Source organism: Sphingomonas daechungensis (assembly GCF_014489495.1).
Classification (GTDB): domain Bacteria; phylum Pseudomonadota; class Alphaproteobacteria; order Sphingomonadales; family Sphingomonadaceae; genus Sphingomicrobium; species Sphingomicrobium daechungense.
The window spans coordinates 2,015,204-2,035,295 of the sequence record NZ_CP060780.1 but is presented as its reverse complement, the minus strand read 5'-3'; the positions used below and the strand labels follow the sequence as shown (position 1 = coordinate 2,035,295).

The following is a 20,092-nucleotide window of genomic DNA, read 5'->3' as shown; positions in this document are numbered from 1 at the left end:
CAACCTTGAACCGCGAGTGAAAGCCGCTCTTCACCCGCACATTCCGGCTGCTAAGGGTGCCGCGTCCTTGCGGGAGGCGGGCGAAGTCATGGCGACCATCAAGTTTTCGGCTGACTGACGCTTGCGGACGATCGTCGATCGCGATTGCCTGCTTGGGCACGGCCTGGCGCTGATCCGCCAGCAGTTTCAGCTGCCTGGCGACTTCCCGGCCGATGTGCTGACCGAGGCGAAAGCCGTCGCGCGGCGGCCGATCGGCGAGCATGCAGACGCGACGCAGGTCGATTTCGTCACGCTCGACCCGGCGCAGTCGCGCGATCTCGACCAGGCGTTCGCGATCGAGCCGGCGGGGAGCGACCTGCTGCTCCACTATGCGATCGCCGATGTCGGCTGGTTCGTCGCGCCGGGCAGCGCGCTCGACCGCGAGGCGTGGGTGCGCGGGACATCCTATTATTTGCCCGACGGGAAGGTGCCGCTGTACCCGCCGATCCTGTGCGAAGGCGCAGTGAGCCTGTTGCCGGACGGCGAAAGAGCGGCGGTCGTGTTCACGGTGCGGGTCGACCCGGCCGGAGAGGCGAAGCTCGACGGGGTAAAAAGGGCGCGCATCCGCAGCCGGGCCAAGCTGGCGTACGAGACGGTCCGCGAGGACGAGCTGCCGGCGGGCTTTGCAGAGCTAACCGACCGGGTCGAGGCGGCGGAGCTGGCGCGGGGCGCGGCGCGGGTCGAACCGCCGGAGCAGGAGGTCGTCCAGGACAACGGCCACTTCCAGCTGCAATTGCGGCCGCAAAGCTGGGCGGAGCGGAAGAACGCGGCCCTGTCGCTGGCGACCAACCTGGCGGTGGCCGACGCGTTGCTGCAGGCGAAGACCGGCCTGTTTCGCACCATGGGCAAGCCGCAGGACTGGGCGGTGAAGCGGCTCCGCCATACGGCGAGGGCGCTCGGCCTCGACTGGCCCAAGCCCGAGAGCCTGGAGCAATTGGAGCGGCGGCTCGACCCCGAACGCCCGGCCGACGCGGCGATAATGCTGGCGATCCGCCGCGCAAGCCCCGCCGCCGGCTACGAGCCGTACCGCGAGGGCGCGAAGCCGTGGCACGCGGCGGTCGCGGCGACCTATGCCCATGCGACGGCGCCGCTGCGCCGGCTCGCCGACCGGTACGTGGTGGAAGCCGCGCTTGCGGTCGCCAACGGACAGCCGGTCGCGGACCCGGGCGTGTTCGAGCGCCTGCCGGACGTCATGCAGAAGGCGGACGCCTTGTCGGGACAGATCGCCCATGCGGTAATCGACCTGGCGGAGGCGGTGGTCCTGACCGGCCGCGAGGGCAGCACGTTCGACGCGGTGGTGACCGACGTGGACGAGCGCGGCGCGCGCATCCAGAGCTGCTCCCCCGCGATCGTGGCGCGGATCAAGACCGACGGACTGAAGCCGGGCGACGCACTCCGCGTCCGCCTGGACAGCGCCGACGCGGAACGGCGCACCGTGCAATTTTCGATAGCGAGCTGACCGAATGGTCCCAATGTTCGCACTGACGGAGTGGTTTTCGCGGGCGGGAAGAGCGCGGCGTCTGCATCCGCGATCTTAAGGCACAGCCCTGGCGCTGTAGGACAGCGAAAAGCGAGGGCGGGTTGGGAAGCGCAGTGCCTTCATCGTAGAGAACGCGATGCCGTTGTGAGATGACAGCGCAAGTTCTGATCGAAACGTGCAGCTAATTCACTGATCCAGGAAGCTCCGCATTTTCCGGCTCCGGCTCGGATGCTTCAGCTTCCGCAGCGCCTTCGCTTCGATCTGCCGAATACGCTCGCGAGTAACCGAGAACTGCTGCCCGACCTCTTCCAGGGTGTGATCGGTATTCATGCCGATGCCGAAGCGCATGCGAAGCACGCGCTCCTCACGCGGGGTGAGTGACGCCAGCACGCGGGTGACGGTTTCCTTGAGGTTCGACTGAATCGCCGCGTCCACCGGGATGACGGCGTTCTTGTCCTCGATGAAATCGCCGAGGTGGCTGTCTTCCTCGTCGCCGATCGGCGTTTCGAGGCTGATCGGCTCCTTGGCGATCTTCATCACCTTGCGGACCTTTTCGAGCGGCATCGAAAGGCGCTCGGCGAGCTCCTCCGGCGTCGCTTCGCGGCCGGTCTCGTGCAGGAACTGGCGGCCCGTGCGGACGAGCTTGTTGATCGTCTCGATCATGTGGACCGGGATGCGGATGGTCCGCGCCTGGTCGGCGATCGAGCGGGTGATCGCCTGCCGGATCCACCAGGTGGCGTAGGTCGAGAACTTGTAGCCGCGACGGTACTCGAACTTGTCGACCGCCTTCATCAGGCCGATGTTGCCTTCCTGGATGAGATCCAGGAACTGCAGGCCGCGGTTCGTGTACTTTTTGGCGATGGAGATCACGAGGCGGAGGTTGGCCTCGACCATCTCCTTCTTCGCGATGCGGGCCTCGCGCTCGCCCTTCTGCACCATGTTCACGATGCGGCGGTATTCGGGGAGCGAAGTGCCGACCTGCTGCGCGATCGCGCTGATGTCGGTGCGGATGCGCTCGACGCTGTCGGCTTCGGCGGCGGCGAAGGCGGCGAACTTCTTGTCGATGCCGGCGGCGCGGTCGAGCCAGCCGTCATCGAGCTCATTGCCCGTGTAGCTGTCGAGGAAGGCGCGGCGGGGCACGCGGTGCCGCTCGGCCAGGCGCAGCATCTGGCCGCCGAGAGCCATCAGGCGGCGGTTGTGGCTGTAGAGCTGCTCGACGAGATACTCGATCTTGGCGCCGTGGAACTGCACGCTCTCGACCTCGGCCGTGAGCTGCTCGCGGAGCTTCTGGTACTTCTTCTCGTCGGCAGCGGGGAATTCGGCGCCGGTCTGGAGAGCGTCGAGGCGCGCGGCCTGGAGCTTCGAGAATTTCTTGAACAGCGAGGTGATGGCCGCGAACTTCTCGAGCGCCTGGGGCTTGAGCTGCTCTTCCATCTGGGCGAGCGAGAGAGCGTTCTCGTCGTCGTCCTCCTCGGCCTGCGGCTTGGTCCGCCGCTCGACCATGTCCTCGTCGTCCTCGTTCGCGCCCTCTTCGGGCTCGTCGGCGACGTCTTCCTCTTCCTTGATGGTGGGGCCGGCGGTCTTCTCGCTGATCTCTCCGCCTTCGCCGCCTTCCTCGCCTTCCTCGCTCTCCGCGATCTGCTCGGCGGTCGGACCCTTCGACAGCATGGCTTCGAGATCGAGGATCTCGCGCAGCTGCATGCGACCTTCGTTCAGGGCGTTCGACCAGTCGATGATGGCGTTGAAGGTCATGGGGCTTTCGCAAAGGCCCCAAATCATGATGTCGCGGCCCGCCTCGATGCGCTTGGCGATGGCGATTTCGCCCTCACGGGAGAGCAATTCCACCGCGCCCATTTCGCGCAGGTACATGCGGACCGGGTCGTCGGTGCGGTCGACGGCTTCCTTCTTGGTCGCGGCGGCAGGGCGGGGGCCGCCGTCGTCGAGGGGATCGACCTCGTCCTCGGCGGAATCCTCTTCCTGCTTGTCCTCGTCGTCGTCCGAGGCCTCGTCGTTCTCGACGACGTTGATGCCCATGTCGTTGATCGCGGACATGATGTCCTCGATCTGCTCCGAGGACATCTGGTCCTGGGGAAGGGCCTCGTTCAGCTCATCGATCGTGATGAAGCCGCGCTTCTTCGCGCGGGCGATCATCTTCTTGATCGACGCGTCGTTGAGATCGATCAGCGGTGCATCGCCGCTGTCCTGCGTCTCGGTGTCTACTGCTTCGTTTTTCGCCATTTGTGCCGCCGCTTAGTCACTGCCGGCGAGAGACGCCAGCCGCTCCTTGATTCCCTCACGCTCGGAGTGCAGCCGGAGCTGCTCCTCAAACGCATCCTCTTCGCCGTCCTTCAACCGCTCGGTCGCAGCCGCAAGGGCCGCGCCGATCTCCCCGTCCGCCATCAACGCGTCGATGGCGATCCCGAGGTCGCGCACAGCCCTTTCGGGCGCCGTGTCGCTTCGGGTGAAGGAAAAGGCCATTGTCCCAGTCCTGCGCGCTCGCTCGAGGTCCGGCGCAGTTCCACTGTCGCGCAATATGGTAGCAAGTCGCTCTCGATCAAGCTTTTCCCCCGAAACTGCCGCATCGACCAACTTGTCGCGCAGGCGGGCGAGGGGCGTTCCGGCGATTGGCAGGGACGCGAGCTGCTCGCAATGGTCCTGCAAGCTTTCGGGAAAATTGGCGAAACCGATGATGAGGGCGCGGGCGTGCTCGTCATCAATGCCGCCGCGGCTGATGCGCTTCATGACATCGCCGGGGCGCTTTTCGGGGGCACGAAGCGGCCGCCTTGCTTCTTCCACTCGCGCCGGGGTGCGGGCGAGAATTGCTGCTGCGGGCGGACGAGCTCGTTGAAGCGGCGGAGCCAGTCCTCGCGGTAGAGGCGCGACAGGGCCTGGTCGCGGATGGCCTGCGAATGCTCGATCAGGCGCTGCCGAAGGCCGGCGCGGGCTTCGGGCGTCGTGAGAGGCTGGGCGGCGAGCTCGTGGCGCCAGAGGCGATCGACCAGCGGCTCGGGCTCGGCGAGGAGGCTTTCGAGGGCTTCGCGGCCGCCGCTGCGGACGACGTCGTCGGGATCCTGCCCGGCGGGAAGCTCGACGAAGCGAAGCGTGCGCTCGGGGCGAGGAGCGGCAGAGCGCGGGAAGCGGCGCGGATGGCGGCCTTCTGGCCGGCGCTGTCGCCGTCGAAGCAGAGGATCGGGTTGGGATCGAGCCGCCACATGCGTTCGAGCTGGGCTTCGGTGACGGCGGTGCCGTTGGGCGCGACAGCCTCCGCCACGCCAGCGCGGTCGAGGGCGATGACGTCCATGTAGCCTTCAACGACGATCAGGCGCCTGGCCGAGCGGGTGGCCGGGCTGGCGAGGTCGAGGTTGTAGAGCGTGCGGCCCTTGTCGAAGAGCGGCGTGTCGGGCGAGTTCAGATACTTCGGCTCGCCTGCGCCGAGGATGCGGCCTCCGAACGCGATCACTCTGCCGCGCGCGTCGCGGATGGGGATCATCAGCCGGCCCGGAAACGGTCGTAGGTCTCGCCGCCCTTGAACTCATTGGGGTCCGGCTTGATGAGCATTCCGGTTTCGACGAGCTTGTCCTCGCCGAGGTGCAGTAGAGCGCTTTTGAGCTTGTTCCGCCCTTCTGGCGCGAGGCCGATGCCGAAGCGGGCGACCGTTGCGGGTCCGATGCCGCGGTTCTTGAGGTATTCGCGCGCGTCGGCGCCGTCGACGCCGGCGAGCTGCTCGGCAAACCACTTCTGGCATGCCGCCATGACGTCAGTCAGCGAGGCGGTGCGTTCGGCGCGCTCGCGAGCCTGGGGATCGGGAGCAGGGACTTCGAGTCCGGCTTTTCCGGCAAGCTCCTTCACCGCATCCATGAAGGGCAGTCCGCGGGCGTCTGTCAGGAAGCGGATGGCATCGCCGTGAGCTCCGCAGCCGAAGCAATGGTAGAAGCCCTTTTCGTCGTTGATGGTGAAGCTGGGTGTCTTCTCGTTGTGGAACGGGCAACGCGCCTTCCACTCGCGACCGGCGCGGAGCAGCTTCACCGACGGCGAGATGATCGCCGACAGCAAAGTCCGGGCGCGAAGCTCGTCGAGAAAGGCTGGACTTAAACTCATGGACGGCGGGATTTTTCTCGCATTCGACTCGGCGCGCCGCAAGCGTTTGCGACGGAATTATCCACAAGTGCGAGTCGGCGCTCAGGGACGGATTCCCGCGGTGAATTTCTGACCGCTCCCGTAACGACCGGATTCTGAACGATTCATTCCGCTGAGAAATGCGGCGAAACAGGGTTAATCTTTCCTTGTTCCGGCGACCGCAAAGGAGAGATCGCAGGCCGGGACATTTTGAGGGGGGAAATATCATGATCAACAAGGTCGGCGGGCTTGCCCGCGTGCTTTACATACTTCTCGCAATCGTGGCGGCTTTCGTTCCGCTCGGCGGGCTGAATGTCGCGTTGGTGCTTCTTGTACTCGGCCTGATCGCCGGGCTTTCCATGCCGCGCGAAAGAATGGTGCTCGCGGGAGTCATCCTGATCGCGCTTCCGATCGTCGGAACGGCGCTTGGCACTTTGCCGGCGATCGGCGCTCAGCTGGCGGCAATTACGGTCAATCTGCAAATAGCGCTGGCCGGTGCAATGGCGACGGCAATCGCGATGCTCTGTTACGACCTGGTGATGGAAGGTGTCGGCGGAATGACCGGCACCGGTGCGGCCACTGGCGGAAGCGCCGCGGCGGCCAACTAGAAAGAACGATCCAACTGAGGCTCCGTCGCACTCCTGCGGCGGGCCTTTTTCTCAGGCGAGCGCGGCGCGGACCATGGCGCTGGCACGAGCGGGATCGATCTGGCCGGCCAGCCGCGCTTTGACCTCGCCCATCACCTTGCCCATGTCCTTCATCCCCGATGCGCCCGTCTCGGCAATGATTGCCTGGATGGCGGCACTGGCCTCATCGTCGGTCATTTGCTTGGGCAGGAATCGCTCGATAACGGCGATTTCCGCCTCTTCGGTCGCGGCCAGCTCCTCGCGATTGCCCTTGCGGTAGAGATCGGCGGACTCACGCCGCTGCTTGATCATCTTCTGCAGGACTTCCGTCACGACCAGGTCGTCGTCGGGGTCGAGCTCGACGTGCGCAGCTCGATATCGCGGTTCTTGAGAGCCGACTGGATGAGGCGAATCGTGCCGGTCGCGGCCTTGTCGCCGCCCTTCATGGCGGTCACCAAAGCGGTCTTGATGTCGTCGCGGATCATGCGGAGAGCACTAGCTGTGGATTTTGGCCCTTACCAGCGTTGACCCGGCGCGCATATGTGCCTAGCGGAAATGCCTTAGCGACATCGCTGCAAAACTCTTGACGGAAGGCTCTTTCGCCCATGGCCGACGCTCGACCCTTGTCCGCGCCTCAACCGAAGGGCGCGACGGGAGTCGTGGTCTTCGCCGATGGCCGGGTCGTCTGGGGCAAAGGCTTCGGCTCAGAGGGCGAGCAGGTCGGCGAGCTGTGCTTCAATACCGCCATGACCGGATACCAGGAAGTGATGACCGATCCTTCCTATGCGAAGCAGGTCATCGCCTTCACCTTTCCGCACATCGGCAACGTAGGAGCCAATGACGAGGACGTCGAGGCGGCGGACGCGCACGCGCTGGGTTGCCTGGTGCGCGAGGTCGTCACCGAGCCGAGCAACTACCGCGCCAACGAGGGCTTTGCGGACTGGATGCGCAAGTATGGGCGCATCGGCATTTCCGGCGTGGATACGCGGGCGTTGACGCGCCTCGTGCGGCAGGAAGGCCCGCCGACGGTCGTCATCGCGCACAACGCCAATGGCGAATTCGACGTCGAGCGGCTGCAGAAGTTGGCGGCGGACTGGCCCGGCCTCGAAGGCATGGACCTCGCCAAGGACGTCAGCAGGCTGCAGGTCGAGCGTTGGACGGGTGGCCGTTGGCAGTGGGGCGAGGGCTATGAGCTTGGCGGTGAGGACGAGAGTCGGCCGCACGTCGTTGCGGTCGATTATGGCAACAAACGCAACATCTTCCGCAACCTTGTTGAGGCCGGTGCCCGGGTGACGGTAGTGCCGGCGACGGCGACCTTCGACGAGATCATGGCGCACAAGCCGGACGGATTCTTCCTGTCCAATGGGCCGGGCGATCCGGCAGCGACGGGCGAATATGCGGTGCCGGTGATTCGGCAGATGCTGGAGACGAAGAAGCCTTTGTTCGGCATCTGCCTTGGCCACCAGATGCTGGCGCTCGCGGTTGGCGGGAAGACGAGCAAGATGTTCCAGGGCCATCGGGCGCCAATCATCCGGTGAAGCGGCTGTCGGACGGGCAGGTCGAGATTACCAGCATGAACCACGGCTTCGCGGTCGAGCGCGAAGGCCTTCCGGAGAATGTCCACGAAACGCACGTGTCGCTGTTCGACGACAGCAATTGCGGGATCGAGTTGACCGACCGGCCGGCATTCAGCGTGCAGTATCACCCGGAGGCGAGCCCGGGGCCGATGGACAGCTTCTACCTGTTCGAGAAGTTCGTCGGGGCGATGAAGTGAGCAAGACGGCCGCGGCGATCATAATTTGTGCTTTTTGCATCTCTTGCGAGCCGGCGCCGGCAACGAAGATGACGCTCCATGACTTCCGCCAAGCCGAGTTGGACAGGATTGCGGATAAGTGCGGGATTGCTCGAAATACGTTCGATTTGCGCGGCGATGAAGAGCTGCACATGAAGCCGGACGTGAACGAGGCCTACGAACGCGTAGATTGCGCTCTGCGTGGAATCAACGAGAGCAAGATCCCGTTCAAGTTGGGCCTCGTGGGGAACGAAGCCTACATAACTGGAAACGTGGCTCTCGATGGAAATGTCGAATGATCTGGGGTCGCCGGTCATTGGTATGCGCTGGCGTCACCATGTCTCTGAGTGCTTGCGCTACCGCGCGTTTTCACACGCAGGCCGAGCTAAACGACGTCGGCCAGAGCTGCGGTCTCGCGCTTGGTGAGCTATTCCAGGATGAGAGCGAAAAGCGGCTTATCTTCCTGTTCCGTCCGGACTCCACCCCTCAAGAGCGTGACTGTGTCGCCAAGTTCGCTCGCAAGAACGGGCTGAAGGCCGTCTTCGTCAACGCCGTCAACTTTCCAGCGAGCTGATGCCAAAACGCACCGACATAAACTCGATCCTCATCATCGGCGCCGGCCCGATCGTCATCGGCCAGGCGGCCGAGTTCGACTATTCGGGAAGCCAGGCGGTCAAGGCCCTGAAAGAAGAGGGTTATCGGGTCATCGTCGTCAATTCGAACCCGGCGACGATCATGACCGATCCGGAGCTGGCGGATGCGACGTACATCGAGCCGATTACGCCGGAATTCGTCGCAAAGATCATCGAGAAGGAAAAGCCGGACGTCGTCCTTCCAACCATGGGCGGGCAGACGGCGCTGAACACGGCGCTGGCGCTGGCGAAGGACGGGACACTGGAGCGACTGGGCGTCGAGCTGATCGGCGCGAACGCCGAGGCGATCGAAAAGGCCGAGGACCGTCAGAAGTTTCGCGATGCGATGGACCGCATCGGGCTGGAGAGCCCGCGATCGGCGATCGTGCACTCGATGGATGAAGCGGTCGCGGCGCTGGAGCAGGTCGGGCTACCGGCAGTCATTCGACCGAGCTTCACGTTGGGCGGGACAGGCGGCGGCATCGCCTACAATCGCGAGGAATATGAGGCGATTGTCCGCGGCGGGCTCGAAGCCTCGCCCACCACCGAGGTGCTGATCGACGAAAGCCTCGTCGGTTGGAAAGAATATGAGATGGAAGTCGTGCGCGACCGCGCCGACAACGCCATCATCATCTGCTCGATCGAAAATATCGACCCGATGGGCGTCCACACGGGCGATTCCATCACCGTTGCGCCCGCACTGACGCTGACCGACAAGGAATATCAGCGGATGCGGTCAGCATCGATCGCTGTCCTCCGCGAAATCGGCGTCGAAACAGGCGGTTCCAACGTCCAGTTCGCGATCAATCCGAAGACCGGGCGAATAGTCGTGATCGAGATGAACCCACGCGTTTCGCGGTCGTCGGCGCTCGCATCCAAGGCCACCGGCTTCCCGATCGCCAAGGTCGCGGCCAAGCTGGCGGTTGGGTATACGCTCGACGAAATCAGGAACGACATCACCGGCGGCGCGACCCCGGCGAGCTTCGAGCCGACGATCGATTATGTGGTGACCAAGATCCCGCGCTTCGCATTCGAGAAGTTCGCGGGCTCGCCGGCGCTGCTCAGCACCTCGATGAAGTCGGTGGGCGAGGTGATGGCGATCGGCCGCTCGTTCGCCGAGAGCCTGCAGAAGGCGTTGCGGGGCTCGAGACGGGTCTGTGCGGGCTGGACCGCCTAATGCAGTACGACGGGGTCGATCCGGTCGTGATCGAGAATGCGCTGGCCAAGGCGACGCCCGACCGGCTTCTGGTCGCAGCGGAGGCGCTTCGCCAGGGCTTCACGGTCGAACGGATCGCGCAGATCGCCGGTTTCGACCCTTGGTTCCTGCAGCGGCTGCAGGAGATCGTGGATGCGGAGGCACAGGTCCGGCGCGATGGCTTGCCGCAGGATCCGGCGGAGATGCGCCGGTTGAAGGCAATGGGCTTTTCCGATGCGCGGCTGGCGCAGCTGGCGCTCCGCTCGGCGCGTGTCGACCGCGAGATGAGCGAGATGATCGCCGGCGGTTCCGGCATCATGCACGACGCGCTGAAGCACATGACCGGCGGCGTAACCGAGGCGGAGGTGCGCGCGCACCGGCTGAAGCTTGGCGTTCGTCCGGTTTTCAAGCGCATCGACAGCTGCGCGGCCGAGTTCGATGCGGCGACGCCTTACCTCTATTCGACCTATGAGGCGCCGCTGTTCGGCGAGCCGGAGGACGAGGCCGAGGTTAGCGACCGCAGGAAGGTCATCATCCTGGGCGGCGGACCAAACCGTATCGGCCAGGGCATCGAGTTCGACTATTGTTGCTGCCACGCCGCCTTCGCGCTTGGCCGCGACGGGTTGGGCTGGAGACCGTCATGGTCAACTGCAACCCGGAGACGGTTTCGACCGACCCTGACACCTCGGATCGCCTCTATTTCGAACCGCTGACGGCGGAAGACGTGCTGGAAATCGTCCGGCGCGAGCAGGGAAAGGGGGAACTGCTGGGCGTGATCGTCCAGCTTGGCGGGCAGACGCCGTTAAAGCTGGCGGCCGACCTGGGAGCGGCGGGGATTGCGATCCTCGGCACCAAGCCGGATTCGATCGACCTCGCGGAAGATCGCGAGAGGTTCGCGCAACTCGTTGACAAGCTTGGGCTCAAGCAGCCCGCGAACGGTCTTGCCCGTAGCCGCGAGGAAGCGATCCAGGTGGCGTCGCGCATCGGCTATCCGGTGCTGCTGCGTCCGTCCTACGTGCTTGGCGGGCGCGGCATGGAGGTCGTCGAGGGGCCGGAGCAGCTCGACCATTACATCGCGACCGCCGTTGCCGTGTCGGGCTCGAGCCCTGTGCTGATCGACCGCTATCTTCGCGATGCGATCGAGGTGGACGTCGATGCCATATCCGATGGGGTCGACGTCGCGGTGACCGGCATTCTGCAGCACATCGAGGAGGCTGGTGTGCACTCCGGCGATAGCGCCTGCTCGATCCCGCCGCGCAGCCTGTCCGATACGGTCGTGAGCGAGATTGAGCGGCAGGCGCGGGAGTTGGCGCTGGCACTAGGCGTGCGGGGCCTCATGAACGTGCAGTTCGCGGTCAAGGACGACGAGGTCTACCTGATCGAGGTCAATCCGCGCGCCAGCCGCACCGTGCCGTTTGTTGCGAAGGCCATCGGGCGGCCGATCGCGAAGATTGCGGCGCGGGTGATGGCCGGGGAGGCGCTTGCCGACCAGGGCACCATCGATCGCGATATCGGCCATGTCGCCGTCAAGGAATCGGTATTTCCCTTCGCGCGCTTCCCCGGTGCCGACCCTGTGCTCGGACCAGAAATGAAAAGTACCGGCGAAGTCATGGGAATCGATAGCGAATTCGACCTTGCATTCGGCAAGGCCTTGATCGCAGCCGGGATTGTCCTGCCGAACAGCGGGACGGCATTCGTGTCGGTGAAGGATGCCGACAAGGACAACATCGTTCCGGCAGTCGAGAAGATGATCGAGCTCGGCTATTCGATCATCGCGACCGGCGGCACCGCCGACCACCTGTCGTCGAAGGGGCTGGCGGTCGAGAAGGTGAACAAGGTTGCGCAAGGGCGGCCGCACATTGTCGACAGGCTGATGGACGGTGACGTGCAGGTAGTCTTCAACACCACCGAGGGCTGGCAGTCGATGAAGGACAGCTACTCCATCCGCTCGACGGCGCTGACGCGTAAGGTGCCTTATTTCACGACTGCTGCCGGAAGCCTTGCAGCCGCGAGGGCGATTGAGGCGTTGAGGGGGCACGCGCTTGAAGTCCGCTCTCTCCAATCCTATTATTCTGCCTCCAAAAACTGACAACCACCTGACAATCCGCCTGGCATCGCGAACCCTGAGACGGGCGCGGCGGGCGGCGTTTTGAAAGAGGAAAGGCCGAAAACAATGGCGAGTGCCGAAAAGGTACCGATGCTGGCCGAAGGTCATCGCAAGCTGAGCGAGCAGGTTCGTCAGCTGAAAACCGTGGAGCGCCCGGCGGTCGTGGAAGCGATCGAAGCGGCTCGCGCGCATGGCGACCTCTCCGAGAACGCCGAATATCACGCCGCCAAGGAGCGCCAGGGCCAGATCGAGGCGATGATCGCCGACATCGACGATCAGCTCAGCCGGGCAATGGTGATCGATCCGACCACGCTTTCCGGCGACAAGGTGGTGTTCGGTGCCACCGTCACCCTCCTCGACGAAGACGACAAGAAGGTTCGCTACCAGCTTGTCGGCCAGGTCGAGGCGGATGCGAAGGATGGGCGGATCAGCTACAACTCACCGCTCGGCCGCGCCCTCATCGGCCGTCAGGCTGGCGAGGAGGTCGAGGTCTCGACGCCATCGGGCGATCGCTACTACGAGATCAAGAAGATCGAGTTCCTCTGAGCGGTTCCGCGCTGATGCGCTACCCACGCACTGCTACCGCCGTTATTTCGATCGTCACGGTCGCCGCCTGGCTCCTTGCTGAGCTGGTCGATCCGAACGGCAGTGTCGATCTGCTGCTTGGTGTCATCCCCGCACGATTGAGCGAAGTCGTCCAGGTCGCATCGCCGGTGCCCGCGTGGTTGACGCCGCTGACGGCGACACTTGTGCACGGCGGACTTCTCCACGTCGCGGTCAACGTGCTGATGCTGGTGTGGTGCGGGACGCAGGTCGAGCGGGTACTGGGCCTCTGGCCGATGGTGCTGCTTTACGTAGTTGGCGCCTACACGGCCGCGATCGCGCAGTGGATGGTCGCCCCGCTTTCAACAACCCCGATGATCGGCGCCAGCGGTGCGATCAGCGCCGTCATTGGCGCTTTCGCCTTGAGCTTCGGTCAGCAGAAAAAGATTGTCGCGTCGCCAAGCCTCAATCGGTCGCTCAATGCCCTGTGGCTGCTCGCGGCGTGGATCGTCCTGCAGGTCATGAGCGGAATGCTCGCCGGAACGCAGGGCTACCTGCTGGCGACACCAGCGCACATTGGCGGGTTCATCGCCGGATTGCTGCTTCAGCGCCCGCTTCTGCTTTGGCGTTACCGGAACGCCTAAGCCGCTGAGGCCGTGCTGCCGTCGCTCTCCGGTTCGAGCAGCCGGTGGAGGTGGACGACGACGTACTTCATCTCTGCATCGTCAACAGTCCGCTGGGCACGGCCGCGCCAAGCCTCTTCGGCCTCGGCATAATTATCGAACAGGCCGACAAAATCGATTCCGTTCAAATCGACGAAATCCAGGCCGCGCGGATCTTTCACGCGACCGCCGAACACGAGGTGAAGCTTGCTCATCGGCGGGCCGCTAGCAGGATTCGGGCCTTATGCGAACCGGCCTCAGGGCCTCATTCCTTGCCGCGGACGCTACCGATCGCGGCCTGACCTGAGGCCTTCGCGGCATCGCTGAACCCCTGGAAGATGGAGCGGATGGTGTCCGATCCCTTTTCGCGGGTGAGACCGAGCTCATCGAGCCTGCCCTGGCCGGCGTCCTTGGCGGCCTGCACCGCGACACGCGCCGTCTCCCTGGCGCGATCGGTGACCGGCTTCAGGAGTCGATCCTCGGTCCGCGTCCTCGGCAGGAGTGCCGCGATGGCAGCCCCGGCAGCGAGCCCGGCCGCGAGCACGAGTAGCGGGCCTCTTCGAGAGATTCGCCGGCGCGACGCCCGGCATTGCCGACGCGATCGCGGGCATTCCCATAGGCTTCGATTGCGCGTTGCCGAGGAGTCGAACGCTCCGTTTCGACGCTGGAGCGATTGTCCGTCATGCACTTTTCTCCGTGGATTGGGTCTTGGACGCGGTCTTTCGGTTCGTCTTCTTGCGGACGCCCTTGGTCATCTTACCCGCGAGGTCGACCAACGGTTCCCTCGCGAGGAACAAGGCGATTGCGGCCACCACGCCGGTCACGGCAACGGGCCGCTTCCGAACGGCGTCCACAGCAGTTTCGGCGAGGTCAGCGCCCTTGTCCTTGGCATCTTGCCACACGTTTGAGGCGAGCGTGCCGGGACTGACGCGGTTCTGTAGGCGCTGGGCCGTGTCCATCAGCTGGGACCGGGCACGTTCCGCCTGCAGCTTGGCCGCTGTCATGTCCGTGGTCTCGCCGATCATAGATCCCGCCGAAGACGCATCATGCCGTACCAACCGAGCCCGCCTGCAATCGCCGCGAACAGAAGGCAGGCCACCAGCCCGCCAGCCAATGGGCCGATGAGAGTGGCCAAGCCATTGGCGATTCCGACAACGAGGGCAACGAACGCAGCCAATGCGAACAACACGGCCACCCCGAACAGGATCGCCGGCAGCTTGAGGGCATTGGCCTTGGCCGCAGCGATCGCTTTGACATAGTCGAGTTCCGCCAGGGCATAGGCCTTGCCGTCCTCGATGAGCTCATGGACGAGCAAACCGATCGGACGATCGCTGTCGTCCGTGGCAGGATCATGATCCGACGGCGTCTTAAGCACCTTAGCCTTCTTCGTTCTCATTCCGGGTGCTGAAGCCGGACTTCAGCAGTCGGGCGACCACGAAGCCGACGATGGCAGCGCCCGCGACGGCGATGCCGGGGCTGTTGCGGACAAAGTTGCGCGTATCCTCGATCAATTCGTCGGGGTTCTTCGACGCGATATTGTTGGCGGTGCTCTCTATCGCGGAGGCTGCGCGGCGCGCATAGTCGCCATACTCCTCGCCTAGACGCTCATCGAGGCCATCGGCGGTATCGCCGACCAGCTTGCTGACGTTGGAAAGGGCCTCGGCGGATCGCTCAAGCCCTGGCTGACGAACCCGCGAGCGCGGTCGCCGGCCTCATCGGACAAGCGCTCTCCGCCGTCGCGCAGCCGCTTACGCAGATCGGTTGAGCCGGTGTCGCGAGTCGCCGGCACTTGGGTATCAGTCAACAATTCGTTCTCCGTGCTCAATTCGCCGCCATCCGATGCTCCGGCGATGATCGTGTCGGTGCCTTCCGGAAGGTCGGTCCTGTTGTCGCCCATTGCGAGTTCTCCTTTTCCAACCTCAACCCTGCAGCCTCTGTGTCGTTCCTGTGCGCCAAGCTGAAAGTTGCACGGCCCGACGCGCCGGATATAGGTGCAGCGCGCACCTAAATCATTACGCTTCCGCAAGAAGGATTTCCATGACCGCTATCGTCGACGTCCATGCCCGCCAGATTCTGGACAGCCGTGGCAATCCGACTGTCGAGGTTGACGTCACTTTGGAAGACGGGAGCATGGGCCGGGCTGCCGTCCCTTCGGGTGCCTCGACCGGTGCCCACGAGGCGGTTGAGCTTCGCGATGGCGACAAGAGCCGCTGGGGTGGAAAAGGCGTCGAAAGGGCCGTCCGGGCGGTCAACGGAGAGATCGCCAATGCCGTCGTCGGGATGGAAGCCGAGGACCAGGCCGATCTCGACCGCACGATGATCGACCTCGACGGGACCGCGAACAAGGCGCGGCTGGGCGCCAACGCCATTCTGGGCGTGAGCCTGGCGGCGGCCAAGGCGTCGGCCGATGCGCTGGGCGCGCCGCTGTACCGCTATGTCGGCGGGGTCAGCTCGAACGTATTGCCGGTGCCGATGATGAACATCGTCAACGGTGGCGCTCATGCCGACAATCCGATCGATTTCCAGGAATTCATGGTCATGCCGGTCGGCGCTCCGACCTTTTCGGAGGCGCTTCGTTGCGGCACCGAGATCTTCCATGCGCTGAAGGCCGCACTCCACAAGGCAGGACTGGCGACGGCCGTCGGCGACGAGGGTGGATTCGCCCCGAACATCGCGTCGGCGCGCGAGGCGCTCGATTTTATCCTCAGGTCGGTCGAATCAGCGGGCTACAAGCCCGGGAGCGACGTGGTGCTGGCGCTGGATTGCGCATCGACCGAGTTTTTCAAGAACGGCAAGTACGAGCTCGAAGGCGAGGGACGGAGCCTCAGCCCGATGGAAATGGCGACGTATCTCGCTGAGCTTTCGGATGCCTATCCGATCGCTTCCATCGAGGACGGGATGGGCGAGGACGACATGGAAGGATGGAAGTATCTGTCCGACATGATCGGTGATCGCGTTCAGCTCGTTGGCGACGATCTTTTCGTAACCAACGTGAATAGACTCGCACAAGGTATTGAAAACGGGATCGCAAATTCGATTCTCGTCAAGGTCAACCAGATTGGGACTCTGACCGAGACCATAGATGCCGTCAGGCTTGCGCAGACGTCCGGGTATACGGCGGTGATGTCGCACCGTTCAGGCGAAACCGAGGATTCGACGATTGCCGACCTGGCGGTCGCGTTGTCCTGCGGGCAGATCAAGACTGGCAGCCTGGCGCGGTCGGACCGCACAGCCAAGTACAACCAGTTGCTCCGGATCGAGGAAGAGCTTGGCGATTCAGCGCGTTACCCGGGGATTGCGGCATTGAAGGCATACAAGCCGGCCTAATCCACAGGATTATCCCCAAAGGGTTCTTTTCTCTTGCCTTCATGACTCCATCGTGATTCTTAAGACCGATGGGTGGGGGTCAACGCAGTTTCGGCTTGATGCGTAGGGTGTTTTGGCCCGCGCTTGCGCTGATCGTTGTCGGCAATTTTGCCGGCTATGCTGTTGCCGGCCCGAATGGCCTTCTCGCATGGGGCGGGTATCACCGCGACCTTCAGTCGAGAAAGGCCGAGCTGGCCCGCCTCGAAGCGGAAAAGGCGCAACTTCGGCACCGCTCCGCTTTGCTCGACCCGCGCAAGGCGGATCCGGACATGGCGGACGAGCTGGTCCGCCGCGATCTCGGCCTGGTCCGGCCTGACGAGGTCATCGTTCCGCTGAATTGACGGCGGCAGCGCTCTTCCTTCTCGGTGCGTCATTGTTTGGTTCGACGCGCCTGCCTCCGGTCGATGAATGCGCGGCCGACCCATCTTTCGTTGCCTTTCGCAGCGGCGTGATCGCTGCAGTTGAAAAGCGAGACTTCGATGGCTTGATGCTGCTGGTCGACGACCGCGCGCTGGTGGATTTCGGCGGCGGCGAGGGTAAGGACGCCTTTCGTTCTGCCTGGGAGTTGGGCTCCGCAGGGCAAAGCAAGGTCTGGGACGAGCTGAAAGAGGCGCTGTCGCTCGGCTGCGCGCTTCGGGAAAGCGTGGCGGTTGCACCGTCATTCCCGTCGCAGCTCGATCCTGATGCCGACATGTTCGAATCCGCGCTCGCGGTTCATCCGGGCGCGCTGGTCAGGGACAAGGACGGTAAAGCGCTCGGCAAGCTTGATTGGGAGGTGGTCACGGTGATCGAGCTTCCCGAGCAGGGCGATGCCCGGATTAAGCTTGCGGACGGGCGCGAGGCCTATGTCGCGCCGGGCGATCTTCGCAGCGCGGCCGACTACCGGCTGACGATGGAAAGGAAGTCGGGCGCTTGGAAGATCACGGCCTTCGTTGCCGGCGACTGACGCCATTGCCGCTTGAAGCGGTGCAACCTATAGACGCGCCGCTCATTCGATTGGCGCGATAAAGAGGATCAAGCGTGGCGCGTTCCGCAAAGTCTGTCCCGAGCAAGGGCGAGGGCCGAAAGCCGCTGCAGGCGCAGCACCGCAAATTCCGAACCGGGAGCGTCCCCAAGACCCCAAGCGTTTCAAGGCGACAAAGGACCAGCTGCTTCAATTCTATCGGGAGATGCTGCTTATCCGCCGCTTTGAGGAGCGCGCGGGACAGCTCTACGGCCTCGGCCTGATAGGCGGCTTCTGCCACCTCTATATTGGCCAGGAGGCCGTCGCGGTCGGGCTCCAGTCGGCAATGACGGTCGGCAAGGACAGCGTCATCACGGGCTATCGGGATCACGGCCACATGCTCGCCTACGGCATCGATCCGAAGGTGATCATGGCCGAGCTGACGGGTCGTGCCGCGGGCATCTCCAAGGGCAAGGGCGGCTCGATGCACATGTTCAGTGTCGAGCATGGCTTCTACGGCGGCCACGGCATCGTGGGGGCGCAGGTTTCGCTGGGCACCGGCCTGGCGCTGAAGCACCAGTACAGCGGCGATGGCGGCGTCTGCCTGACCTATTTCGGCGACGGCGCGGTCAACCAGGGCCAGGTCTACGAGAGCTTCAACATGGCTCAGCTGTGGGACCTTCCGGTCATCTACGCGATCGAGAACAACAAATATGCGATGGGGACGAGCATCGAGCGCTCGTCTTCGGAGCCGCTGCTCTACAAGCGAGGCGAGAGCTTCCGGATCCCGGGCATCCAGGTCGACGGCATGGACGTGCTGGCGGTCCGCGGCGCGGCCGAAGTTGCGCTCGAATGGACGCGCAGCGGCAAGGGTCCGATCATCATCGAGTTCCTCACCTATCGCTATCGCGGCCATTCGATGTCCGATCCGGCCAAATACCGGACCCGCGAGGAGGTCCAGGACTATCGCGAGCATCACGACCCGATCGACCGCGCCGCCAAGGAGCTTGAGACGATGGGCGTGACGGAAGAGGAGCTCAAGGCGATCGACAAGGAAATCAAGGACATCGTCGTCGAAGCTGCCAAGTTCTCGGAGGAGGCGCCGGAGCCCGAGGTCAGCGAATTGCATACCGACGTGCTGGTGGAGACCTACTGATGGCGACCGAGCTCAAAATGCCGGCGCTGTCGCCGACGATGGAAGAGGGCACGCTCGCCAAGTGGCTGGTCAAGGAAGGCGACGACGTGAAGTCGGGCGACATCCTCGCCGAGATCGAGACCGACAAGGCGACGATGGAATTCGAGGCCGTCGACGAGGGCAAGATCGCCAAGATCCTCGTTCCGGAGGGCACCGACGGTGTGAAGGTCGGTCAGCCGATCGCTCTACTCGCCGCTGACGGGGAAACCGTCAGCGACACGCCCGCGCCACCGCCTGCCCCCGAAACAGCACCGGCGCCCGAGCCGAAGGATGCGGACGAAGTCGATGTTCCGGCTTCGCAGCAGGCGGAGGGACTGCCGACGCCGCACGTGTTCGACACGGCCGCTCGCGACCTGGTTGCCGATGTCGCCAACACCGTGGACGAGCCGGAAGTGCCGGAAGGGACACCGCTGGTCAGCACTACGGTCCGCGAAGCCCTTCGCGACGCGATGGCCGAGGAAATGCGCCAGGACGAACGGGTGTTCGTGATGGGTGAGGAAGTCGCTCAGTATCAGGGCGCATACAAGGTCACCCAGGGCCTGCTCGACGAGTTTGGACCCAGGCGGGTGATCGATACGCCGATCACCGAATATGGCTTCGCGGGCCTTGGGTCGGGCGCCGCGATGGGCGGCCTGAAGCCGATCGTCGAGTTCATGACCTTCAACTTCGCGATGCAGGCGATCGACCACATCATCAACTCGGCCGCGAAGACGAATTACATGTCGGGCGGCCAGATGCGCTGTCCGATCGTGTTCCGCGGCCCGAATGGTGCGGCGGCACGGGTCGGCGCGCAGCACAGCCAGAACTACGGTCCATGGTATGCCAGCGTTCCCGGACTGATCGTGATCGCGCCGTACAGCGCGGCAGATGCCAAGGGTTTGCTGAAGGCAGCGATCCGTAGCGAGGACCCGGTTGTCTTCCTCGAAAACGAGCTGCTCTACGGCCAGCATTTCGACGTTCCGCAGATGGACGATTACGTCCTGCCGATCGGCAAGGCGCGGATCGTTCGACCGGGCAAGGACGTGACCATCGTCAGCTATTCCATCGGTGTTGGCGTGGCGCTGGAGGCGGCGCAGGAACTGATGGGGCAGGGCATCAACGCCGAGGTCATCGACCTGCGCACCTTGCGCCCGCTCGACAAGGCGACGGTGCTGGGAAGTCTCAAGCGTACGAATCGCCTCGTCGTCGTCGAAGAGGGCTGGCCAACCTGTTCGATCAGCTCCGAGATCATGGCGATCTGCATGGAAGAGGGCTTCGACGACCTCGATGCGCCTGTCATGCGGGTAACGGATGTCGACGTGCCGCTGCCGTACGCTGCCAATCTCGAGAAGCTGGCGCTGATCAAGGCATCGGATGTCGTCGCTGCCGCAAAGGCCGTCTGTTACCGCTGACGAAG

At 64.1% G+C, this 20,092-nt stretch carries 19 protein-coding genes and 4 pseudogenes; 13 read left to right on the top strand and 10 right to left on the bottom strand.

Annotated elements, in window-relative coordinates; all coding sequences use genetic code 11:
- Positions 1-121 precede the first annotated feature (121 nt).
- The gene (locus H9L15_RS10940) at positions 122-1,498 is read left to right on the top strand and encodes an RNB domain-containing ribonuclease (RefSeq protein WP_187714100.1); all 1,377 of its coding nucleotides are present in this window, start codon (positions 122-124) and stop codon (positions 1,496-1,498) included.
- A 207-nt stretch (positions 1,499-1,705) separates the two neighbouring features.
- Here the strand turns inward: H9L15_RS10940 and rpoD are convergent, their stop codons facing one another.
- The 3 genes and pseudogenes from rpoD to dnaG form a co-directional block, all read right to left on the bottom strand.
- Positions 1,706-3,757: an RNA polymerase sigma factor RpoD gene (rpoD, locus tag H9L15_RS10935; protein ID WP_187714099.1), complete on the bottom strand. Its 2,052-nt coding sequence runs from the start codon at positions 3,755-3,757 to the stop codon at positions 1,706-1,708.
- A 12-nt stretch (positions 3,758-3,769) separates the two neighbouring features.
- Positions 3,770-4,261 (bottom strand): hypothetical protein, encoded by a 492-nt coding sequence (locus tag H9L15_RS19720; protein ID WP_317617498.1) that lies wholly within the window; start codon positions 4,259-4,261, stop codon positions 3,770-3,772.
- A gap of 95 nt (positions 4,262-4,356) precedes the next feature.
- Positions 4,357-5,617: pseudogene (gene dnaG, locus H9L15_RS20740) on the bottom strand (DNA primase); the annotation flags it as partial.
- A gap of 245 nt (positions 5,618-5,862) precedes the next feature.
- Here dnaG and H9L15_RS10925 point away from each other — a divergent pair.
- Complete coding sequence (locus H9L15_RS10925) at positions 5,863-6,243, top strand: hypothetical protein (RefSeq protein WP_187714098.1); 381 nt, start codon at positions 5,863-5,865, stop codon at positions 6,241-6,243.
- Positions 6,244-6,294: 51 nt separating this feature from the next.
- On the opposite strand, the pseudogene H9L15_RS10920 reads toward H9L15_RS10925, so the two are convergent.
- Positions 6,295-6,746 (bottom strand): annotated as a pseudogene (locus tag H9L15_RS10920) (GatB/YqeY domain-containing protein).
- Between the two features lie 120 nt (positions 6,747-6,866).
- Here H9L15_RS10920 and carA point away from each other — a divergent pair.
- The 6 genes and pseudogenes from carA (at position 6,867) to H9L15_RS10890 (ending at position 13,174) form a co-directional block, all read left to right on the top strand.
- Positions 6,867-8,035 (top strand): annotated as a pseudogene (carA, locus tag H9L15_RS10915) (glutamine-hydrolyzing carbamoyl-phosphate synthase small subunit).
- A 68-nt stretch (positions 8,036-8,103) separates the two neighbouring features.
- Complete coding sequence (locus tag H9L15_RS10910; protein ID WP_187714097.1) at positions 8,104-8,352, top strand: hypothetical protein; 249 nt, start codon at positions 8,104-8,106, stop codon at positions 8,350-8,352.
- A gap of 38 nt (positions 8,353-8,390) precedes the next feature.
- Entirely contained in the window at positions 8,391-8,627 is a 237-nt protein-coding gene (locus H9L15_RS10905; protein ID WP_187714096.1) for a hypothetical protein, read from the top strand.
- A pseudogene (gene carB, locus H9L15_RS10900) lies at positions 8,627-11,969 on the top strand (carbamoyl-phosphate synthase large subunit). Before H9L15_RS10905 ends, carB begins: the two are co-directional and overlap by 1 nt.
- A gap of 84 nt (positions 11,970-12,053) precedes the next feature.
- Complete coding sequence (gene greA, locus H9L15_RS10895) at positions 12,054-12,533, top strand: transcription elongation factor GreA (protein WP_187714095.1); 480 nt, start codon at positions 12,054-12,056, stop codon at positions 12,531-12,533.
- A 14-nt stretch (positions 12,534-12,547) separates the two neighbouring features.
- On the top strand, positions 12,548-13,174 hold the full coding sequence (locus H9L15_RS10890) for a rhomboid family intramembrane serine protease (protein WP_187714094.1): 627 nt from the start codon (positions 12,548-12,550) through the stop codon (positions 13,172-13,174).
- On the opposite strand, the gene H9L15_RS10885 is transcribed toward H9L15_RS10890, so the two are convergent.
- From H9L15_RS10885 to H9L15_RS10865, 6 genes are all read right to left on the bottom strand, one after another.
- A complete protein-coding gene (locus H9L15_RS10885; protein WP_187714093.1) occupies positions 13,171-13,407 on the bottom strand; it encodes a DUF4170 domain-containing protein in 237 nt (78 codons plus the stop codon). The genes H9L15_RS10890 and H9L15_RS10885 overlap by 4 nt on opposite strands.
- A 50-nt stretch (positions 13,408-13,457) precedes the next feature.
- The gene (locus tag H9L15_RS10880) at positions 13,458-13,736 is read right to left on the bottom strand and encodes a hypothetical protein (protein WP_187714092.1); all 279 of its coding nucleotides are present in this window, start codon (positions 13,734-13,736) and stop codon (positions 13,458-13,460) included.
- Between the two features lie 136 nt (positions 13,737-13,872).
- Positions 13,873-14,217, bottom strand: a complete 345-nt coding sequence (locus H9L15_RS10875) for a DUF3618 domain-containing protein (RefSeq protein WP_187714091.1) — start codon at positions 14,215-14,217, stop codon at positions 13,873-13,875.
- Positions 14,214-14,567, bottom strand: coding sequence for a phage holin family protein (locus H9L15_RS10870; protein ID WP_187714090.1), 354 nt, complete (start codon positions 14,565-14,567; stop codon positions 14,214-14,216). Before H9L15_RS10870 ends, H9L15_RS10875 begins: the two co-directional genes overlap by 4 nt.
- A 1-nt stretch (position 14,568) precedes the next feature.
- The gene (locus H9L15_RS18930) at positions 14,569-14,703 is read right to left on the bottom strand and encodes a hypothetical protein (RefSeq protein ID WP_262984782.1); all 135 of its coding nucleotides are present in this window, start codon (positions 14,701-14,703) and stop codon (positions 14,569-14,571) included.
- An 86-nt stretch (positions 14,704-14,789) separates the two neighbouring features.
- Positions 14,790-15,089, bottom strand: a complete 300-nt coding sequence (locus H9L15_RS10865) for a hypothetical protein (RefSeq protein ID WP_187714089.1) — start codon at positions 15,087-15,089, stop codon at positions 14,790-14,792.
- 140 nt (positions 15,090-15,229) lie between these two features.
- Between H9L15_RS10865 and eno the strand changes: the two genes are divergently transcribed.
- The 5 genes from eno to H9L15_RS10840 all read left to right on the top strand — a co-directional run bounded on the left by eno (position 15,230) and on the right by H9L15_RS10840 (position 20,087).
- Entirely contained in the window at positions 15,230-16,519 is a 1,290-nt protein-coding gene (gene eno, locus H9L15_RS10860; protein ID WP_187714088.1) for a phosphopyruvate hydratase, read from the top strand.
- A 98-nt stretch (positions 16,520-16,617) separates the two neighbouring features.
- Entirely contained in the window at positions 16,618-16,899 is a 282-nt protein-coding gene (locus tag H9L15_RS10855) for an FtsB family cell division protein (protein WP_223276166.1), read from the top strand.
- Between the two features lie 146 nt (positions 16,900-17,045).
- Entirely contained in the window at positions 17,046-17,504 is a 459-nt protein-coding gene (locus H9L15_RS10850) for an SH3 domain-containing protein (protein WP_187714086.1), read from the top strand.
- 145 nt (positions 17,505-17,649) lie between these two features.
- The gene (pdhA, locus tag H9L15_RS10845; RefSeq protein WP_187715877.1) at positions 17,650-18,657 is read left to right on the top strand and encodes a pyruvate dehydrogenase (acetyl-transferring) E1 component subunit alpha; all 1,008 of its coding nucleotides are present in this window, start codon (positions 17,650-17,652) and stop codon (positions 18,655-18,657) included.
- The gene (locus H9L15_RS10840) at positions 18,657-20,087 is read left to right on the top strand and encodes a pyruvate dehydrogenase complex E1 component subunit beta (protein WP_187714085.1); all 1,431 of its coding nucleotides are present in this window, start codon (positions 18,657-18,659) and stop codon (positions 20,085-20,087) included. The genes pdhA and H9L15_RS10840 overlap by 1 nt, the downstream gene beginning before the upstream one ends.
- Positions 20,088-20,092 lie beyond the last annotated feature (5 nt).

Bases quoted from the DNA above. Each gene is read 5' to 3' on its own strand.
- rpoD (WP_187714099.1), bottom strand. From the start codon at position 3,757: ATGGCGAAAAACGAAGCAGTAGACACCGAGACGCAGGACAGCGGCGAT.
- H9L15_RS19720 (WP_317617498.1), bottom strand. From the start codon at position 4,261: ATGAAGCGCATCAGCCGCGGCGGCATTGATGACGAGCACGCCCGCGCC.
- H9L15_RS10925 (WP_187714098.1), top strand. From the start codon at position 5,863: ATGATCAACAAGGTCGGCGGGCTTGCCCGCGTGCTTTACATACTTCTC.
- H9L15_RS10910 (WP_187714097.1), top strand. From the start codon at position 8,104: ATGACGCTCCATGACTTCCGCCAAGCCGAGTTGGACAGGATTGCGGAT.
- H9L15_RS10905 (WP_187714096.1), top strand. From the start codon at position 8,391: ATGTCTCTGAGTGCTTGCGCTACCGCGCGTTTTCACACGCAGGCCGAG.
- greA (WP_187714095.1), top strand. From the start codon at position 12,054: ATGGCGAGTGCCGAAAAGGTACCGATGCTGGCCGAAGGTCATCGCAAG.
- H9L15_RS10890 (WP_187714094.1), top strand. From the start codon at position 12,548: ATGCGCTACCCACGCACTGCTACCGCCGTTATTTCGATCGTCACGGTC.
- H9L15_RS10885 (WP_187714093.1), bottom strand. From the start codon at position 13,407: ATGAGCAAGCTTCACCTCGTGTTCGGCGGTCGCGTGAAAGATCCGCGC.
- H9L15_RS10875 (WP_187714091.1), bottom strand. From the start codon at position 14,217: ATGATCGGCGAGACCACGGACATGACAGCGGCCAAGCTGCAGGCGGAA.
- H9L15_RS10865 (WP_187714089.1), bottom strand. From the start codon at position 15,089: ATGGGCGACAACAGGACCGACCTTCCGGAAGGCACCGACACGATCATC.
- eno (WP_187714088.1), top strand. From the start codon at position 15,230: ATGACCGCTATCGTCGACGTCCATGCCCGCCAGATTCTGGACAGCCGT.
- H9L15_RS10855 (WP_223276166.1), top strand. From the start codon at position 16,618: ATGCGTAGGGTGTTTTGGCCCGCGCTTGCGCTGATCGTTGTCGGCAAT.
- H9L15_RS10850 (WP_187714086.1), top strand. From the start codon at position 17,046: ATGCTGCTGGTCGACGACCGCGCGCTGGTGGATTTCGGCGGCGGCGAG.
- H9L15_RS10840 (WP_187714085.1), top strand. From the start codon at position 18,657: ATGGCGACCGAGCTCAAAATGCCGGCGCTGTCGCCGACGATGGAAGAG.